The sequence below is a fragment of the Rhodococcus sp. BP-332 genome, from assembly GCF_019836065.1.
Taxonomy (GTDB): Bacteria; Actinomycetota; Actinomycetes; order Mycobacteriales; family Mycobacteriaceae; genus Rhodococcoides.
The window spans coordinates 545,283-562,073 of the sequence record NZ_JABUEC010000001.1 but is presented as its reverse complement, the minus strand read 5'-3'; the positions used below and the strand labels follow the sequence as shown (position 1 = coordinate 562,073).

General features: G+C 68.4%; 18 protein-coding genes. 13 read left to right on the top strand and 5 right to left on the bottom strand.

Features of this window, described 5'->3' with window-relative positions; all coding sequences use genetic code 11:
• Positions 1 to 220 precede the first annotated feature (220 nt).
• From HQ314_RS02605 to HQ314_RS02590, 4 genes are all read left to right on the top strand, one after another.
• On the top strand, positions 221 to 565 hold the full coding sequence (locus HQ314_RS02605; protein ID WP_027505031.1) for an Lsr2 family protein: 345 nt from the start codon (positions 221 to 223) through the stop codon (positions 563 to 565).
• Positions 566 to 655: 90 nt separating this feature from the next.
• The gene (locus tag HQ314_RS02600) at positions 656 to 1,399 is read left to right on the top strand and encodes a siderophore-interacting protein (protein ID WP_027505032.1); all 744 of its coding nucleotides are present in this window, start codon (positions 656 to 658) and stop codon (positions 1,397 to 1,399) included.
• Positions 1,383 to 2,312, top strand: a complete 930-nt coding sequence (locus tag HQ314_RS02595) for a tyrosine recombinase XerC (protein WP_027505033.1) — start codon at positions 1,383 to 1,385, stop codon at positions 2,310 to 2,312. The genes HQ314_RS02600 and HQ314_RS02595 overlap by 17 nt, the downstream gene beginning before the upstream one ends.
• A 335-nt stretch (positions 2,313 to 2,647) precedes the next feature.
• Positions 2,648 to 3,619, top strand: a complete 972-nt coding sequence (locus HQ314_RS02590) for a MinD/ParA family protein (RefSeq protein ID WP_051613248.1) — start codon at positions 2,648 to 2,650, stop codon at positions 3,617 to 3,619.
• A gap of 7 nt (positions 3,620 to 3,626) precedes the next feature.
• On the opposite strand, the gene HQ314_RS02585 is transcribed toward HQ314_RS02590, so the two are convergent.
• Entirely contained in the window at positions 3,627 to 4,166 is a 540-nt protein-coding gene (locus tag HQ314_RS02585) for a M23 family metallopeptidase (protein ID WP_222649209.1), read from the bottom strand.
• A gap of 355 nt (positions 4,167 to 4,521) precedes the next feature.
• Between HQ314_RS02585 and rpsB the strand changes: the two genes are divergently transcribed.
• The 7 genes from rpsB to HQ314_RS02550 all read left to right on the top strand — a co-directional run bounded on the left by rpsB (position 4,522) and on the right by HQ314_RS02550 (position 11,998).
• Positions 4,522 to 5,454 carry a 30S ribosomal protein S2 gene (rpsB, locus tag HQ314_RS02580; protein WP_222649208.1) on the top strand — a complete coding sequence of 311 codons (933 nt, stop codon included), beginning with the start codon at positions 4,522 to 4,524 and terminating at the stop codon, positions 5,452 to 5,454.
• A 128-nt stretch (positions 5,455 to 5,582) separates the two neighbouring features.
• On the top strand, positions 5,583 to 6,407 hold the full coding sequence (gene tsf, locus HQ314_RS02575) for a translation elongation factor Ts (protein ID WP_027505036.1): 825 nt from the start codon (positions 5,583 to 5,585) through the stop codon (positions 6,405 to 6,407).
• A gap of 156 nt (positions 6,408 to 6,563) precedes the next feature.
• Positions 6,564 to 7,289: a UMP kinase gene (gene pyrH, locus HQ314_RS02570; RefSeq protein ID WP_027505037.1), complete on the top strand. Its 726-nt coding sequence runs from the start codon at positions 6,564 to 6,566 to the stop codon at positions 7,287 to 7,289.
• Between the two features lie 49 nt (positions 7,290 to 7,338).
• Positions 7,339 to 7,896 (top strand): ribosome recycling factor, encoded by a 558-nt coding sequence (frr, locus tag HQ314_RS02565; protein WP_027505038.1) that lies wholly within the window; start codon positions 7,339 to 7,341, stop codon positions 7,894 to 7,896.
• 44 nt (positions 7,897 to 7,940) lie between these two features.
• On the top strand, positions 7,941 to 8,807 hold the full coding sequence (locus tag HQ314_RS02560) for a phosphatidate cytidylyltransferase (RefSeq protein ID WP_037185291.1): 867 nt from the start codon (positions 7,941 to 7,943) through the stop codon (positions 8,805 to 8,807).
• Positions 8,808 to 8,829: 22 nt separating this feature from the next.
• Positions 8,830 to 9,525 carry a class I SAM-dependent methyltransferase gene (locus HQ314_RS02555; RefSeq protein WP_027505040.1) on the top strand — a complete coding sequence of 232 codons (696 nt, stop codon included), beginning with the start codon at positions 8,830 to 8,832 and terminating at the stop codon, positions 9,523 to 9,525.
• Positions 9,526 to 9,622: 97 nt separating this feature from the next.
• Entirely contained in the window at positions 9,623 to 11,998 is a 2,376-nt protein-coding gene (locus tag HQ314_RS02550) for an excinuclease ABC subunit UvrA (protein ID WP_222649207.1), read from the top strand.
• A 3-nt stretch (positions 11,999 to 12,001) separates the two neighbouring features.
• Here the strand turns inward: HQ314_RS02550 and HQ314_RS02545 are convergent, their stop codons facing one another.
• Positions 12,002 to 12,847, bottom strand: coding sequence for a CoA ester lyase (locus HQ314_RS02545; RefSeq protein ID WP_222649206.1), 846 nt, complete (start codon positions 12,845 to 12,847; stop codon positions 12,002 to 12,004).
• Between the two features lie 178 nt (positions 12,848 to 13,025).
• A complete protein-coding gene (locus HQ314_RS02540; RefSeq protein ID WP_027505043.1) occupies positions 13,026 to 13,418 on the bottom strand; it encodes a lipopolysaccharide assembly LapA domain-containing protein in 393 nt (130 codons plus the stop codon).
• Between the two features lie 91 nt (positions 13,419 to 13,509).
• On the opposite strand from HQ314_RS02540, the gene rlmN reads away from it, so the two are divergent.
• Positions 13,510 to 14,622 (top strand): 23S rRNA (adenine(2503)-C(2))-methyltransferase RlmN, encoded by a 1,113-nt coding sequence (gene rlmN, locus HQ314_RS02535; RefSeq protein WP_027505044.1) that lies wholly within the window; start codon positions 13,510 to 13,512, stop codon positions 14,620 to 14,622.
• 4 nt (positions 14,623 to 14,626) lie between these two features.
• On the opposite strand, the gene HQ314_RS02530 is transcribed toward rlmN, so the two are convergent.
• Positions 14,627 to 14,905 carry a DUF2631 domain-containing protein gene (locus HQ314_RS02530; protein WP_037185298.1) on the bottom strand — a complete coding sequence of 93 codons (279 nt, stop codon included), beginning with the start codon at positions 14,903 to 14,905 and terminating at the stop codon, positions 14,627 to 14,629.
• A 100-nt stretch (positions 14,906 to 15,005) separates the two neighbouring features.
• Positions 15,006 to 15,539, bottom strand: coding sequence for a DUF1990 family protein (locus HQ314_RS02525; RefSeq protein WP_056445038.1), 534 nt, complete (start codon positions 15,537 to 15,539; stop codon positions 15,006 to 15,008).
• Positions 15,540 to 15,646: 107 nt separating this feature from the next.
• Here HQ314_RS02525 and dxr point away from each other — a divergent pair, with 107 nt between their 5' ends.
• Positions 15,647 to 16,789: a 1-deoxy-D-xylulose-5-phosphate reductoisomerase gene (gene dxr, locus HQ314_RS02520; protein WP_027505047.1), complete on the top strand. Its 1,143-nt coding sequence runs from the start codon at positions 15,647 to 15,649 to the stop codon at positions 16,787 to 16,789.
• Positions 16,790 to 16,791 lie beyond the last annotated feature (2 nt).

Sequence of the window (16,791 nt, the reverse complement as noted above, 5' to 3'; positions counted from 1 at the left end):
GAGTGGCCGCGTCGAGTATGCGTTCGTCACAGTACCGGTGACCGCGGTGAGCCCGATCGTCCCGTGTCGGTCACGAACAACAGGTCGTCGAATTCACGACCGAGATGTCGTGATTCGGATGCTTTCAGGGCGGCGTCGGGTCGGTGTCACGATGTCGGCCATCTCGGCTGTTATCTTGGAGGAAATTCTTTCTCCACCCGGTATCGAGGAGCGCAGAACAATGGCACGACGCACCACCGTCCAAATGATCGACGATGTCGACGGTTCACTCATCAAGGACGGGCAGGGCGAGACGGTCGAGTTCGCGGTCGGAGGCGTGTCCTATTCGATCGATCTCAACAGCAAGCACGCCAACGAGTTGTACGACCAATTCGCATTCTGGATCGAACACGCGGAGAAGGTGGGCGGCAAGAAGTCTCGCCGGAACGGGTCCGCCGCGGCGCCGAAGAAGGGCCGCCAGAATCTGCAGGACGTGCGGGCGTGGGCCAAGGAGAACGGCTTCGAGGTCAGCACCCGCGGGCGCATCAGCCAGGAGATCCAGGACGCGTACGACGCCGCGCACTGACCTGTCGTGGGGCCGGTCGGCGAATTAGGGTAGGCTAACCACGTCTTGCGCCCCACCGGCGGCAAGGCCCGTACCCGATGGAGGTGCCCTGTGGCGCGACGACTGACCACCCTGACCGTTCTCCGCACCGAGCGGCTCACCCCGCACATGGTGCGCGTGGTGCTCGGCGGTGCGAACTTCGACGAGTTCGCGCCGTCCGAGTTCACCGACAGCTACGTCAAGCTGCACTTCGGTGACGCCGACGAGCCGACGTTGCGCACCTACACGGTGCGATCGGTGGACACGCAGGCCCGCGAAGTCGCCATCGACTTCGTCGTCCACGGCGACGAGGGTGTCGCCGGCCCGTGGGCGCTGAGCGCCGCGGCGGGGGACCAGCTCTCGTTCTTCGGTCCCGCCGGCGCGTACTCGCCTCGTGCGGACGCAGACTGGCACCTTCTCGCCGGCGACGAGACGGGCGTGCCCGCCATCTCCGCAGCACTCGCGGCGCTTCCCGAGGGAGCCGTCGCGCGAGTGGTGCTCGAAGCAGCGAGTCCGGAGGACCGCGTCGAGATCGCGGCGCCGACCTCTGCCGACATCCGCTGGGTGTACCGCGACCAGGATCCGGGTGGCTCACCGCTGGCCGCCGCCGTCCGTGCGGTGGAGTGGCTACCCGGTCAGCCTCATGTCTTCGTGCACGGTGAAGCGCAGTCCGTGATGCACGAGATCCGGCCGTACATCCGCAAAGAGCGTGGCGTGACTGCGGAATGGGCCTCGATATCGGGATACTGGCGTCGTGGCCGCACCGAGGAGGGATTCCGCACCTGGAAGCGAGAACTCGCTGCCAGCGAATCCTGACGATCTCGCGCTCCTCGCGAGATTCACCGAGCATCTCGCTCTGCAACGCAACCGCTCCGAGCACACCGTGCGCGCGTACGTCGGCGACGCCCGTGCTCTGATCGGCTTCTGTCGAGACGCGCACGGTGATCCGTCCGCGGCACTCGACGACGTGATCACTCTTCGCTCCTTGCGCTCGTGGCTCGCCTCGATGTCGGTCGCGGGAGTGTCCCGCTCGACTCTCGCGCGTCGAGCGAGTTCGGCGCGCACCTTCACCGCGTGGTCGTGCACCGTCGGAGCACTCACCGCGGACCCGGCGGTGCGACTGTCGGCACCGCCGTCGCGTCGGACGCTCCCGGGCGTGCTGCGTGAGCGTGACGCTCGGGACGCGATGACGGCCGCGACATCCGGTGCCGAGCAACAGGATCCGATGGCCTTGCGCGACAGGGTCGTCGTCGAGCTCCTGTACGCGACCGGAATCCGGGTCGGCGAACTGTGCGGTCTCGACGTGGACGACGTGGATCTCGACAGACGGGTGCTCCGCGTCCTCGGCAAGGGCGACAAGGAACGCGTCGTACCGTTCGGCGCGCCCGCGGAGGACGCGGTGGTGCAGTGGTCGACCGTGGGCCGCCCCGCCCTGGCCACACCGGACTCCGGCGCGGCCCTACTCCTGGGGCGTCGCGGCGGACGCCTGAATCAGCGGCAGGCGCGCTCGGTGGTGCACGAGGTGCTGTCCGCCGTGCCCGGTGCCCCGGACCTGGGTCCGCACGGCCTCCGACACTCCGCCGCGACCCACCTGCTCGAGGGCGGCGCCGATCTCCGCGTGGTGCAGGAACTGCTCGGGCACGCGTCGCTCGCCACGACGCAGATCTACACCCATGTCTCCGTGGAGCGGCTGCGCGCGGTCCACGATCAGGCGCATCCGCGAGCCTGACGTCGGGTCCTGTCGACCACCTCGCACGCTCGTGCACGTTTGGTACCGTCTGCACGGGGGATGTGACCGTGCCGGCGCTGTGAACCACACCGTTCGTCCCTGATCGGCAATCGGAGCAGACCGTCGACTGGAGGGTGGGGACCGTGGATCGTCGAGACGACAGCCCGCACTCCTCCGGTCCCGGCAGCCGGGCGGGTACGAACGGACCCTGGTCTCCGCCCGAACCGGAGCGATTCTCTCGGCCGTCCGTTCCGCCGTCCCACGTTCCCGCACCGCACCATCCGGGCCTCGCCGATCCGCGACGCGACTCGGCCGCCTTCGGTGCGGAGAGTCCGGTGCGCCGACCCGGGTCGCCCTTCGTCTCGCCGGCCCCGTCCTCCACTCGGCCGGGGTGGCGCCGCACCCTGGATCGCGTCCTGGGCAGTGGGCGACCGGGTGGCCGTGGTGCGGTCGCCTCCGAGGCGGAGCGTCGCCACCAGATCGACCGCATTCGACAGCCGCTGCGCAGCGATTACCGGATCGCCTTCCTGTCCCTCAAGGGCGGGGTGGGCAAGACGACCGTCACCGTCGGGCTGGGGTCGGTGTTCGCTTCCTTGCGACGCGACGACGTCATCGCCGTCGACGCGAACCCCGACTTCGGAACGCTGGGGGAGCGCGTCCCGCGGCAGACGATGTCCACGGTGCGCGATCTCCTCGCTGCCCGGCCGACCATCCGGAGTTACGCCGACATCAGGGAGCACACCTCCCAGTCGTCGAGTCGTCTCGAGGTCGTCGCGGGGGAGCGTGACCCGGCCGCGTCGGAGGCGTTCACCGAACAGGACTACCGCGCGGTCATCGACACCCTCCGAGCGCACTACAACCTGATCCTCACCGACTGCGGCACGGGCATCATGCACTCGGCGATGGAGGGGGTGCTGTCGCTGGCGCACGCACTGGTGCTCGTCAGCTCGCCGGCGGTCGACGGCGCCAAGAGCGCCGCCGCGACCCTCGACTGGCTCGGGCTGCACGGGTACGCGCACCTCGTCGAGCGGACCGTCGTCGTCATCAGCGCCCACCGACCGGGCGCCGCGAGCATCGACATGGACGAACTCACCCGGCACTTCCTCGCGCGCTGCCGCGCCGTCGTGGTGATTCCCTTTGACGATCATCTGGCGGAGGGCTCCGTCGTCGATCTCGATCGACTGCGCCCCCGCACGCGCGCCGCCTTCATGGACCTGGCGGCGATGATGGCGGACGATTTCCCCGACGCGGAGGGCCGGCACGCGTCCGCGCCGCAGTCGACGCCGCAGCGTCACCGCGCGTACTGAAGGCGCCTCACTCGGGCTCGGCCAGGGGTTTCAGCACCACCACACCGCGGTCGACGAGAGCCGTGGGATCGAGGTAGTCACGGCCGCGACGCGCTCCCCAGTGCAGGCACCAGGCGGCGCCGCACCCCTGGTGACCTGCCTCGAGGACACCGATCGGCTGACCTCGTCGCAGCCGGGTGCCGACCGTGACGGTGGGCGTGACCGGCTCGTACGTCGTCCGGAGGCCGCCGGCATGGTCGATCGAGACGACGGGGCGGCCGGCGACCGCACCTGCGAACACGACGACGCCGTCCCCGGCCGCGACGACGGTGTGTGTCGGATCGGAGCCCGCATCGAGGTCGACGCCGCGATGACCCGGCAGCCACCGCTCGGGTGGCGGGTCGTACGGGGTCACCACGGCGGGACGGGGCTGCAGCGGCCAGTCGAACGGGCGTCCGTCCGTGTCCGCGGCGGCTACGGATCCGGACGCCAGCAGGGCTGCCGTCAGCGCCGCGGACACGAGCGCCGAACGCGGCGACCAACGGCGGGCGGAGCGGAGACAGGTCATCCCCGCACTCTTGCGAACGCGACGACAGTGGTCCCGCGTCGAGCCACCGCACCCGGGGACGGACCGTCCTCCGTGCACAGGCGGTCGACCCGGTTATGACCTGCGGCGTCGCGGACGTACACTGGCTTCTGCGGCCTGTCCACACGGGTCGACTTCGCGCGCTCGTCGCGCTTCGGTACGGAACGGCACCTGTCGATCCTCCACCGGAGCACGGGTTCGTCGGCTGGTCCTGCACTGCAGGTCCGACGGACGACGAGCGCCAGGGCACGACACACCTGCGGTACGACGGACCCACGGGTTCGGCGATCGACGGTGCTCGCGCATCAACCGGCACACGAAAGAGAGATCCGCAGCTATGGCTGTCGTTACCATGAAGCAGCTGCTCGACAGCGGCACGCACTTCGGGCACCAGACCCGTCGTTGGAATCCGAAGATGAAGCGATTCATCTTCACCGATCGCAACGGCATCTACATCATCGACCTGCAGCAGACGCTGACGTACATCGATCAGGCGTACGAATTCGTCAAGGAGACCGTCGCCCACGGTGGCACCGTTCTCTTCGTCGGGACCAAGAAGCAGGCACAGGAGTCCATTGCGGCCGAGGCGACTCGGGTCGGAATGCCCTACGTGAACCAGCGCTGGCTCGGCGGCATGCTCACCAACTTCACCACTGTCCACAAGCGTCTGATCCGGCTCAAGGAACTCGAGTCGATGGAGCAGACCGGTGGCTTCGAGGGCCGCACGAAGAAGGAAATCCTCATGCTCACGCGTGAGATGACCAAGCTCGATCGCACCCTCGGTGGTATCCGGGACATGTCCAAGGTCCCGTCGGCGATCTGGATCGTCGACACCAACAAGGAGCACCTCGCGGTCGCCGAGGCTCGCAAGCTGAACATCCCGGTCATCGCGATCCTGGACACCAACTGCGACCCCGACGTCGTCGACTACCCGATCCCGGGCAACGACGACGCGATCCGTTCCGCAGCACTCCTCACCAAGGTCGTGGCGTCCGCCGTGGCCGAGGGCGTGCAGGCGCGTGCCGGCCGCAACGCCGGTATGGACGAGAAGCCCGAGGTCGGTGCCGGCGAGCCCCTGGCCGAGTGGGAGCTCGAGCAGCTCTCGCAGGCCTCCCCGGCCGCCGAGGCGACGCAGCAGGCCGCTGCCGAGACCCCGGCAACCACCGACGCACCTGTCACGGAGGCTCCGGCCGCCGAGGGCGCGAACGGTGCGGCGGCTCCCGCCGAGACCGAGGCACCCGTCGCGGACGTTCCCACCGCGCAGAACTGATCACGGTCGAGACCCGGTGTGCCCGTTAGTGGCGCACCGGGTCTCGTTCTGATTCACCCCCTCTCTCGTCACACACGAGACGCATCACCCGTGCGTCTCCACGAGCAATGCAAGGAGGCTCGCCCACGATGGCGAACTACACTGCCGCCGACGTCAAGCGGCTCCGTGAGCTGACCGGCTCCGGCATGTTGGACTGTAAGAACGCGCTCGCCGACAACGACGGCGACTTCGACAAGGCCGTCGAGCAGCTCCGTATCAAGGGCGCGAAGGACGTCGGCAAGCGCGCCGAGCGTTCCACCGCCGAGGGTCTCGTCGTCGCGAAGAACGGTGTCCTCCTCGAGATCAACTCGGAGACCGACTTCGTCGCCAAGAACGAGGAGTTCCAGAACTTCGCGCAGTCCATCGCGGACGTGGCGGCCGAGGGCAAGCCGGCCGACGTCGACGCCCTGAAGGCGCTGCAGCTCGACGGCAAGACCGTCGACGCCGCACTGCAGGAGCTCTCGGCCAAGATCGGCGAGAAGCTCGAGATCCGTCGCGTCGTCTCCTTCGACGGTCCGGTCGCGACCTACCTGCACAAGCGCAGCTCGGACCTCCCGCCCGCCGTCGGTGTCCTCGTCGAGTACACCGGTGAGGGCGAGGCCGCAGCCGAGGCCGCTCGCGGCGCCGCGATGCAGGTCGCCGCGCTCAAGGCCAAGTACGTCACCCGCGACGAGGTCCCCGCCGACATCGTCGAGGGCGAGCGCCGCATCGCGGAGCAGACCGCCCGCGAGGAGGGCAAGCCCGAGCAGGCACTGCCCAAGATCATCGAGGGTCGCGTCAACGGCTACTACAAGGACGTCGTGTTGACCGAGCAGTCCTCGGTCCAGGACAGCAAGAAGACCGTCAAGGCTCTTCTCGCCGACGCCGGAGTCACCATCACGCGCTTCGTGCGTTTCGAGGTCGGCTCCAACTGAGCCTCGTGACACCCGAGTGACGTCATGACCGTGCCGTCCACCCCGATGGGTGGACGGCACAGTCATGTGCGCCCCGTGCCGACGCATGGGGCAAGATCAGGCGCAACAGTGTCGTGCGGACACCGACCCGCACACGCCCCACGGACAGGAGCCTTCATGACCGAGTCGTCGCCCGCCCGCACCGGATTCTCCCGAGTGCTGCTCAAACTGGGCGGTGAGATGTTCGGTGGTGGCCAGGTCGGGCTCGATCCCGACGTGGTGCAGAAGGTGGCGGAGGAGATCGCGGACGTCGTCCGTTCGGGTGTCCAGGTCGCCGTCGTCATCGGCGGCGGGAACTTCTTTCGCGGAGCCGAGCTCCAGGTGCGCGGTATGGACCGGTCCCGCTCCGACTACATGGGCATGCTGGGCACCGTCATGAACTGCCTCGCCCTGCAGGACTTCCTCGAGAAGCAGGGCATCACCACGCGCGTGCAGACGGCCATCACCATGGGCCAGGTCGCCGAGCCGTACATCCCGCTGCGCGCCGAACGCCACCTCGAGAAGGGGCGCGTGGTCATCTTCGGAGCCGGCATGGGCATGCCTTACTTCTCCACCGACACCACGGCGGCGCAGCGTGCGCTCGAGATCGGCGCGGAAGTGGTGCTGATGGCCAAGGGTGTCGACGGGGTCTACTCCGCGGACCCGCGCGAGGATCCGACCGCCACGATGTACACCGAGATCTCGCACCGCGAGGTCATCGAGAAGGGGCTGAAGGTGGCCGATGCCACAGCCTTCAGCCTCTGCATGGACAATGGGATGCCGATCATGGTCTTCAATCTGCTCACCGAGGGAAACATCGCGCGAGCGGTGTCGGGTGAGAAGATCGGAACCCTGGTCAAGTGAGTCACCACGTGCAGTCGCTGCACACTCGAGGTTTTCGGAAGGAACGGTCGTGATCGACGAAGCGCTCTTCGACGCCGAAGAGAGAATGGAAAAGGCCGTCACGGTCGCGCAGAACGATCTGTCGTCCATTCGGACGGGTCGCGCGAACCCGGGGATGTTCTCGAAGATCGTGGTCGAGTACTACGGCTCGCTGACCCCCATCACCCAGCTCGCGGGCATCAACGTGCCCGAGGCGCGCATGGTGATCGTCAAGCCGTACGAGCAGGCCCAGTTGGGGCCCATCGAGACTGCGATCCGCAACTCGGACCTGGGGTTCAACCCGTCCAACGACGGACACATCATCCGGATCTCCATCCCGCAGCTCACCGAGGAGCGGCGCCGCGAGTACGTCAAGCAGGCCAAGAGCAAGGGTGAGGACGCGAAGGTGTCCATCCGCAACGTCCGCCGCAAGGTGATGGACGAGCTCAAGCGCATCCAGAAGGACGGCGAGGCAGGCGAGGACGAGGTCACGCGTGCGGAGGCCGAGCTCGACAAGACCACCGCGAAGTACGTGGCGCAGGTGGACGAGATCGTGAAGAACAAGGAAGCGGAACTGATGGAGGTGTGACCTCCGCACGTCCCGGTGGCCCAGATGAAGTGAAACGAGAAGCAGTGTCCGTATCGGCCGACAACGGTTCGACCGCCGATCCCGCCCCGAAGACCTCGCGGGCGGGCCGCGACCTCCCCGCGGCGATCGCGGTCGGCGGCGCACTGGGCGTGTCGCTCATCGTCGTCCTGGTCCTGGTTCCGCTCGTGTTCATCGGCATCGCCGCGGCCGCGGTCGCCGTCGCCTCGTGGGAGGTGACGAAGCGGCTGCGGGAGTCCGACATCTCCGTGCCCCGGATCCCGGTGATCCTCGGAGGTCAGGCGATGATCTGGCTCGCGTGGCCGTTCGGCGCACTGGGCGCGCTCAGTGCGTTCGCCGCGACGGTACTTGTCACGATGGTCTGGCGCCTGTTGTCCGGTGGTCTGGACGTGGCACCGAAGAACTACCTGCGCGACTGCGCGATCTCGATCTTCGTCCTGTCGTGGCTGCCGCTGTTCGGTGCGTTCGCGGCGTTGCTGACCCTCGAGGACGACGGCGGCTCGCGCGTCCTCGTGCTCATGATCGCGGTGGTGTGTTCGGACGTCGGCGGCTACGCGGCCGGAGTCCTGTTCGGACGGCACGCGATGGCGCCGGCCATCAGCCCGAAGAAGTCCTGGGAGGGGCTCGGCGGATCGCTGCTCTTCAGTGTCGTCGGGTGCGTCCTCACCGTCACGTTCCTGCTGGACGCGAACCCGTTCGTGGGGGCCCTGCTGGGCGTGCTCATCGTTTTCTCCGCGACGCTCGGCGACCTGGTCGAGTCGCAGGTCAAGCGGGAGCTCGGGATCAAGGACATGGGGACGATGCTTCCCGGTCACGGCGGACTGATGGACCGCCTCGACTCCGTTCTGCCCAGCATTCTCGTGACGTGGATCGTTCTGACGATCTTCGTCTGATCCTGTGCCCGGTCGCGACGGCGTGATCGCCAGTCCGAACATCTGGAACTGGCCCGACGTGTACGAGGCCGAGAATCGCGCCCAGGACGTCACCGGCGAGATCGAGGCGGTGTTGCGGGATCTCACGCCGTGGGCGGGACGCGACGTCGTCGACGTCGGATGCGGAACCGGATTCCATCTGCCTCTGTTCGCCCGCGAGGCACGGTCCGTGGTCGGTGTCGAACCACACCCACCACTGATCGAGCGTGCTCGGCACCGGGTCGCGGGCTCCGCTGTGCGGGTGCTCCGGGGGACTGCGGATCGGCTGCCGCTGGAGGACTGCTCGGCGGACGTCGTGCACGCCAGGACGGCCTACTTCTTCGGGCCGGGATGCGGGCCGGGCATCACCGAGGCCATGCGCGTCCTGCGCCCCGGGGGTGTGGTGGTGGTGGTGGATCTCGACGCCACGGTCGATCCGTACGGAGGATGGATGCGCCGTGACCTGCCGCACTACGACCCCCTCACAGTCGAACGATTCTTCGCCGCGCAGGGTTTCGACCTGCGCCGGGTTCGGACGCGGTGGTCGTTCGCGGACCGCGAGGAGGCCGCTGCGGTGCTGGGAATCGAGTTCTCGCCGCGGGTGGCCGCTCGCGCGCTGCGGCAGCTCACCGGCACGTCCGTCGAGGTCGGATACCGGGTGCACACTCGTCGCAGACCGCACGGACTCGAGACGGCCTGAGCCGCCGCGTCGGCGATCAGAAATCGAGAAGCAGCCCCGATGCGCACCGGCTACCGTGTCCGCTGACCCGTTCGCTGCACCACGAAGGACATCAGCCATGGCCACGAAGTCGAGTACCGCACGGCACGTCGCCGACACCCACGATGTCATTCGGGTGCAGGGGGCGAGAGTCAACACTCTGCAGAACGTGAGCGTCGACCTCCCGAAGCGCCGTCTGACGGTCTTCACCGGCGTGTCCGGATCGGGCAAGAGTTCGTTGGTGTTCGGCACGATCGCCGCCGAGTCCCAGCGCATGATCAACGAGACGTACAGCGCGTTCGTACAGGGGTTCATGCCCAGTCTCGCGCGGCCCGACGTGGATCTGCTCGACGGTCTGACGACGGCCATCATCGTGGACCAGCAGCGGCTCGGCGCCGATCCGAGGTCCACCGTCGGTACCGCCACCGACGCCAACGCGATGCTGCGCATTCTCTTCAGCCGTCTCGGACAGCCGTACGTGGGCTCCCCGCAGGCGTTCTCGTTCAACGTGGCGTCCATCTCCGGTGCGGGAGCGGTGACGGTGGAGAAGGGCGGACGTCAGACGAAGGAGAAGCGCACCTTCAGCATCACCGGAGGGATGTGTCCGCGGTGCGAGGGGCGCGGCTCCGTCTCCGACATCGACCTCACGGCGCTCTTCGACGACAGCAAGTCGCTCAACGAGGGTGCGATCACGATCCCCGGCTACAGCATGGAGGGGTGGTACGGGAGGATCTTCCGCGGCTCCGGCTACTTCGATCCGGACAAGCCCATCGCGAAGTTCACCAAGCGCCAGCGCGAGGACCTGCTGTACCGGGAGCCGACCAAGATCCAGGTGGACGGCATCAATCTCACGTACTCCGGACTGATTCCCCAGATCCAGAAGTCGTTCCTGTCCAGGGACGTCGACGCGATGCAGCCGCACATCCGGGCGTTCGTCGAACGCGCGGTGACCTTCGCCGTGTGCCCGGAGTGCGACGGCACGCGGCTCAACGAGGGTGCACGGTCCTCGAAGATCGACGGCGTGTCGATCGCCGACGCGTGCGCCATGCAGATCAGCGATCTCGCGACGTGGATCCGCGGAGTGTCGGCACCGTCCGTGGCCCCGCTGCTCACCTCGCTGGGAGACACCCTCGACTCGTTCCGGGAGATCGGACTGGGCTATCTGAGTCTCGACCGGCCGGCGGGCACGCTCTCCGGTGGTGAAGCGCAGCGCACCAAGATGATCCGACACCTCGGATCGTCGCTCACCGACGTCACCTACGTCTTCGACGAACCCACCACCGGACTCCATCCCCACGACATCGCCAACATGAACGATCTGTTGATCCGGTTGCGCGACAAGGGAAACACGGTGCTCGTCGTCGAGCACAAGCCCGAGACGATCGTCATCGCCGACCACGTCGTCGATCTCGGACCCGGCGCCGGAACGGCCGGTGGCACGGTGTGCTTCGAGGGCACCGTCGAGGGGCTGCGGACGAGTGACACCATCACGGGCCGGCACTTCGACGACCGCGCCGCGGTGAAGGACGCGGTGCGCACGTCGACCGGAGCGGTGGAGATCCGCGGCGCCGATTCGCACAACCTGAAGTCGGTGGACGTCGACGTGCCCCTCGGTGTCCTGGTGGTCGTGACCGGGGTCGCCGGGTCGGGCAAGAGTTCGTTGATCCACGGCTCGCTCTCGGGCCGCGAGGACGTCGTGGCCGTCGATCAGGGCGCGATCCGCGGCTCGCGGCGCAGCAACCCCGCGACCTACACGGGCCTCCTCGAGCCGATCCGGAAGGCCTTCGCCAAGGTCAACGGAGTGAAGCCGGCTCTCTTCAGCGCGAATTCGGAGGGAGCGTGCCCGACGTGCAACGGCAACGGGGTGATCTACAGCGACCTCGCGATGATGGCCGGAGTCGCCACCGTGTGCGAGCTGTGCGAGGGCCGACGGTTCCAGAACTCGGTCCTCGAGTACCACCTCGGCGGCCGCGACATCAGCGAGGTGCTCGCGATGTCGGTGGCGCAGGCACAGGAGTTCTTCGCCGGCGGTGACGCTGCGCTACCGGCGGCGCATCGAATCCTGACCCGGCTGAACGACGTGGGCCTGGGCTATCTCAAGATCGGTCAGCCGCTGACCACACTGTCCGGCGGCGAGCGTCAGCGGCTGAAGCTGGCGACGCACATGGGGGACAAGGGCGGCATCCTGGTCCTCGACGAGCCCACGACGGGACTGCATCTCGCCGACGTCGAGCAGTTGCTCGCCCTGCTCGACAGGCTGGTGGACGCCGGGAAGTCGGTGATCGTCATCGAGCATCACCAGGCCGTGATGGCCCATGCGGACTGGATCATCGACCTCGGACCGGGCGCCGGGCACGACGGTGGCACCGTGGTCTACGAAGGAACACCCGCGAACCTGGTCGCGGCACGGTCCACCCTCACGGGTGAACACCTCGCCGCGTACGTCGAGCGGTGACCGTCAGCCGATCGAGAAGACCGCGGCCTGAGCGGTGATCTTCTTCGCCTTGGCCAGGCGGGGGAGGTCGCTGCCGTCGCGCACGCCGGAGCCGTCCTCACCGAGCTGGGCGATGACGTCCCGAGCCCACGCCACATCGGCAGCGCTGGGTGCGAGTTCGCGGTTGACGATGGGGCCCTGATCGGAGTGCATGCACAGCTTGCCGGTCATGCCCATGGAGACGGTGAGCTGGCTGTCGCGGCTCAGCATGCTGTCGTTGACGGCGAGGGTGGGGCCGTCGATGGGGCCGGGAAGCCGGGCGGCGCGGCTCGACACGACGAGCCGGGCGCGCGGGTAGGCCATCGCAATAGGGTCGTCGCTCATGCCGGTGTCGCGCCGGAAGTCGCCGCTGCCGAACGCCAGGCGGAAGGTGGCCTCGGCGCGCGCGATCTCGGGGGCAGCCTCGAGACCCATGGCCGACTCCACCAGCGCCACGATCCGGCAACCGTGACCCAATCGGTCGGCGGTGGCCTCGACCTGGCTTCCGCTCTCGGTCTTGGCGAGCATGACGCCCTCGAGGGTGTCGATGCCGCGCAGCGCGTCGAGATCGTCGGCCCAGTACGGCGTGGTGGCGTCGTTGATGCGTACCCAGGCGCGGCCGCCGGCACGGAGCCAGGACACGACGGCATCGCGTGCGGCGGGCTTCGCGCCCGGTGCGACGGCGTCCTCGATGTCCAGGATCACGGCGTCGACGGCGGACTCCGCGGCCGGGGTGAAGAGTTCCGGCTTGCTCGCAGGAACGAGAAGCCACGAGCGCGCCTTGTCGGCGGCCACTCCAGATAGCACGGGGTTCTCCAGGAAGGTCGTCACGTGTGCAGTCCTCGCTCGGTGTGTCGCTCGTGGGTCGCGTCGAGCTGCGACTCGTACCGTTCGACCACCACTGTGCACGGCAGACAACCACACGTGAAGGTTGTGTCAATAGTGTTCACGTGCGCGACGGAACACCGACGGCCGCGACGTGAGATCGCTCACGACGGCGGCCGAGAAACTACTTGCGCTTGGCGGCCCGGCGGACCTGCAGGATGCGCACTCCACCCGCGGTGGCCATGACGAGCGCACCGGCGACCGCGGCGAGGAGCATGCCGATGCCGATGGGCAGGTCGAACGTCCAGCCGAACAGGTGAATCGGGACGCTGTCGAGGTTCTGGATGATGAACACCATCAGGACGACCAGGATGATCGCGCCCACCACGAGACCGGTGTAGAGCGCCGCCGCACGGGTGTGCTTGACGCCGTCGGGCGTCTTTCCCTGCGCCAGGCGGGTGTCCGTGGGCCCGGTCTGCTCGACGGGGAGACCCGCGGCGGTGGAGGAGGTGTCCAGAGGAGCGTCCGTGCCGGTCAGGGCGTTCGGATCGGATGCGTCGTGCGATGAGCGGGCCATGTACAGATCATGCTGTACGGAGATGGCGAATGCACGTCTGCCCCGACCGTGCCCGACAGTGTCGCCGAACAGTGAGAGAATGGTGCTCACTATGGCACCCATCGCTCTCCCTCTCGTGTTCGACGCTCCCCGTCGCGGCATGCCCGCGAAGCACCTCGCCGACCTCGACGCGGACCAGCGTCGAGCGGCCGTCGCCGAGCTGGGCCTGCCGGCGTTCCGCGCCGACCAGCTGGCGCGGCAGTACTACTCCCGGCTGGAGGCGGACCCGGCGAAGATGACCGATCTTCCGGCGTCGGTCCGCGAGAAGGTCGGGGACGCGCTGTTCCCGACGTTGCTCACGCCCGTCAAGCACATCGCCTGCGACGGCGGGGACACGCGCAAGACGCTGTGGAAGGCCGCCGACGGCACACTGCTCGAGTCGGTTCTCATGCGGTACCCGGATCGCGCGACGCTGTGCATCTCGAGCCAGGCCGGGTGTGGCATGGCCTGCCCGTTCTGCGCCACCGGCCAGGCCGGCCTGCAACGCAACCTCTCCACGGCCGAGATCGTCGACCAGGTGCGGAGCGCTGCGGCGGATCTCCGCGACGGTGCGGTCGAGGGCGGCGAGGGGCGACTGTCCAACGTCGTCTTCATGGGGATGGGGGAGCCGCTCGCGAACTACAAGCGCGTCGTCGCGGCGGTCAAACGGATCGTCTCGCCCGCGCCGGAGGGCCTCGGCCTGTCACAGCGCTCGGTGACGGTGTCCACCGTCGGGCTCGCGCCCGCGATCCGCAAGCTGGCCGACGAGGGTCTGACGGTGACGCTGGCCGTGTCGCTGCACTGCCCGGACGACGAACTGCGCGACACGCTCGTCCCCGTCAACAACCGCTGGCCCATCGCCGAGGTCCTCGACGCGGCGCGCTACTACGCCGACACCACGGGGCGACGGGTCTCGATCGAGTACGCGCTGATCCGCGACATCAACGATCAGCCGTGGCGAGCGGACATGCTGGCCAAGAAGCTCAAGCGCGCCCTGGGGGCGCTGGTCCACGTGAACCTGATCCCGCTGAATCCGACACCCGGCAGCGAGTGGGACGCCAGTCCGAAGCCGGTGGAGCAGGAATTCGTGCGACGCGTCCGTGCGCACGGAGTCTCGTGCACCGTGCGTGACACGCGGGGTCAGGAGATCGCGGCGGCCTGCGGGCAGCTGGCCGCCGAGAACTGAGCCGTCAGGAGCGGCGCGGCTTGCGGCGGAGCAGGATGTCGCGGACCAGCAGGCCTGCGATGGCCACGGCGAAGCCGACGAGCCAGATGTCCTCGACCCGGCCCGTGTGGTTACCGATGATCATGACCAGCAGGATCGCGACGGTGACCCAGCCCGCGATGCGCGAGGTACGGGGGCCTTCGCCGCTCCACCCCCACTCCGCGGACGGCACCTCGGCGGTGCTGACCTTGGTCGTGGGAACGCGCTCGACGTCCGAAGCCTGGTTGCGGCTGATGTCGGTCACGGCCGATCCTCCTGAAAGTCTGTGATGCAGGTGGTCCCTGGTGGGCTGAATCCTAGCGCGCTGTACGACCGGCCGTCGTAGGGGCAGTCGCCACGACGTGTCAGGCGGTGAGGGCCGCGATGTAGCGACCGGTCGCGATGCGCTGGGTCGCCCTGTTGAGGGGCCCGCCCAGTGCGACGACCCTGTTGCCGGGCCGCGAGAAGGCGCGGATGTGGGCGGTCACGGCGTCGGTGACCGGATCGTGTCGGACGGTGAAGCGCTCCTCACCCGACTCGGGGTGACCCGGCAGCGTGCCGTACGCGAAGCCCCGGTGGTGCGGTTCGTCGATCACCTCGACGACCCGGCACGGGATGCGGACCGGACCCAGCAGCAGGACCACCACGGTGTCGACGGTCGCCGACGCCGCGCTCGACCGCACCCGCAGCCCGGCGCCACGATGCATGTCCCACTCGACGATGCGGCGTCCGGCCCGCTCGAAGAGTTCGAGGCCGGTCCCGATGCGCTTCTCCACGTCGACGTGGTGGTAACCCGCCGGCATCGACTCGTGCGCGGTCCCTCCGATCTCGGCGTAGGTGAGGGGCGTCGAGAAGTACGAGTCCGGATCGGCGGACGGGAGCAGGGGCACGCCGTCCATCCTCACACGGTGAGCCGCAGTTGCCCGCTCACCGTGCTCTCAGTGAGGTCGTCCACACTGTCCAGGTGACGGAACAGAAGGCACGTGGGACCGACGGACCCGTGCGGGTGCTGGTGCTCGGCAGTACGGGGTCCATCGGCACCCAGGCGCTCGAGGTGATGGCGGCTCGACCGGACCGTTTCACCGTGGTCGGGCTGGCCGCCGGCGGAGGCAACGTCGATCTGCTGCGTCGACAGATCGCCGAGACCGGTGTCCGCGACGTGGCGGTGGCCGACGTCGACGCTGCGCGGACCGTGGACACGCCGGGGCTGCGCTCGGGGGCCGACGCGGCGACGTCGTTGGTCCGCGAGGTGCAGGCCGACGTGGTCCTCAACGCGCTCGTCGGGTCTCTCGGTCTGCCGCCGACGCTCGCTGCGCTGGAATCGGGAGCTCGACTGGCGTTGGCGAACAAGGAGTCTCTCGTGGCGGGCGGCTCGCTGGTCACGTCCGCGGCGGCTCCGGGCCAGATCGTTCCCGTCGACTCCGAGCACTCGGCTCTCGCCCAGTGCCTGCGCGGCGGTCGCGCCGACGAGGTGGCCCGACTGGTGGTCACGGCGTCCGGTGGGCCGTTCCGCGGCTGGGATCGCGAGGGACTCGAGTCCGTGACTCCGGAGCAGGCCGGCAAGCACCCCACCTGGTCGATGGGTCCGATGAACACGTTGAACTCGGCCACCCTGGTGAACAAGGGCCTCGAGGTGATCGAGGCGCATCTGCTGTTCGGCATCCCGTACGACCGCATCGACGTCACCGTGCATCCGCAGTCCATCGTCCACTCGATGGTCACGTTCACCGACGGATCGACGCTCGCTCAGGCCAGCCCGCCGGACATGAAGCTGCCGATCGCGCTGGCACTCGGATGGCCTGATCGCATCGCCGGCGCCGCGACGGCCCTGGACTTCACCCGAGCCCACACGTGGGACTTCGAACCACTCGACGACGAGGTGTTCCCCGCGGTCGAGCTCGCGCGCACCGCCGGCGCGCTGGGCGGCTGCATGACGGCGGTCTACAACGCGGCGAACGAGATCGCCGCCGAGGCGTTCCTCGACGGGCGCCTGTCGTTCCCGCAGATCGTGGACGTCGTGTCCGACGTGGTCGACGCCGGACGCGGCGACTGGTCCGCGGAACCGTCTACGGTGGACGACGTTCTCGCAGCGGACACGTGGGCTCGGGGCACCGCCCGCACACTCGCCGCCGCACGATCGAAAGGCTGAAC

What these genes read in the sequence shown, in the direction of transcription:
- HQ314_RS02605 (WP_027505031.1), top strand. Translation starts at nt 221, where the DNA reads ATGGCACGACGCACCACCGTCCAAATGATCGACGATGTCGACGGTTCA.
- HQ314_RS02585 (WP_222649209.1), bottom strand. Translation starts at nt 4,166, where the DNA reads ATGACCTGTCTCCGCTCCGCCCGCCGTTGGTCGCCGCGTTCGGCGCTC.
- rpsB (WP_222649208.1), top strand. Translation starts at nt 4,522, where the DNA reads ATGGCTGTCGTTACCATGAAGCAGCTGCTCGACAGCGGCACGCACTTC.
- tsf (WP_027505036.1), top strand. Translation starts at nt 5,583, where the DNA reads ATGGCGAACTACACTGCCGCCGACGTCAAGCGGCTCCGTGAGCTGACC.
- pyrH (WP_027505037.1), top strand. Translation starts at nt 6,564, where the DNA reads ATGACCGAGTCGTCGCCCGCCCGCACCGGATTCTCCCGAGTGCTGCTC.
- HQ314_RS02550 (WP_222649207.1), top strand. Translation starts at nt 9,623, where the DNA reads ATGGCCACGAAGTCGAGTACCGCACGGCACGTCGCCGACACCCACGAT.
- HQ314_RS02540 (WP_027505043.1), bottom strand. Translation starts at nt 13,418, where the DNA reads ATGGCCCGCTCATCGCACGACGCATCCGATCCGAACGCCCTGACCGGC.
- rlmN (WP_027505044.1), top strand. Translation starts at nt 13,510, where the DNA reads ATGGCACCCATCGCTCTCCCTCTCGTGTTCGACGCTCCCCGTCGCGGC.
- HQ314_RS02525 (WP_056445038.1), bottom strand. Translation starts at nt 15,539, where the DNA reads ATGGACGGCGTGCCCCTGCTCCCGTCCGCCGATCCGGACTCGTACTTC.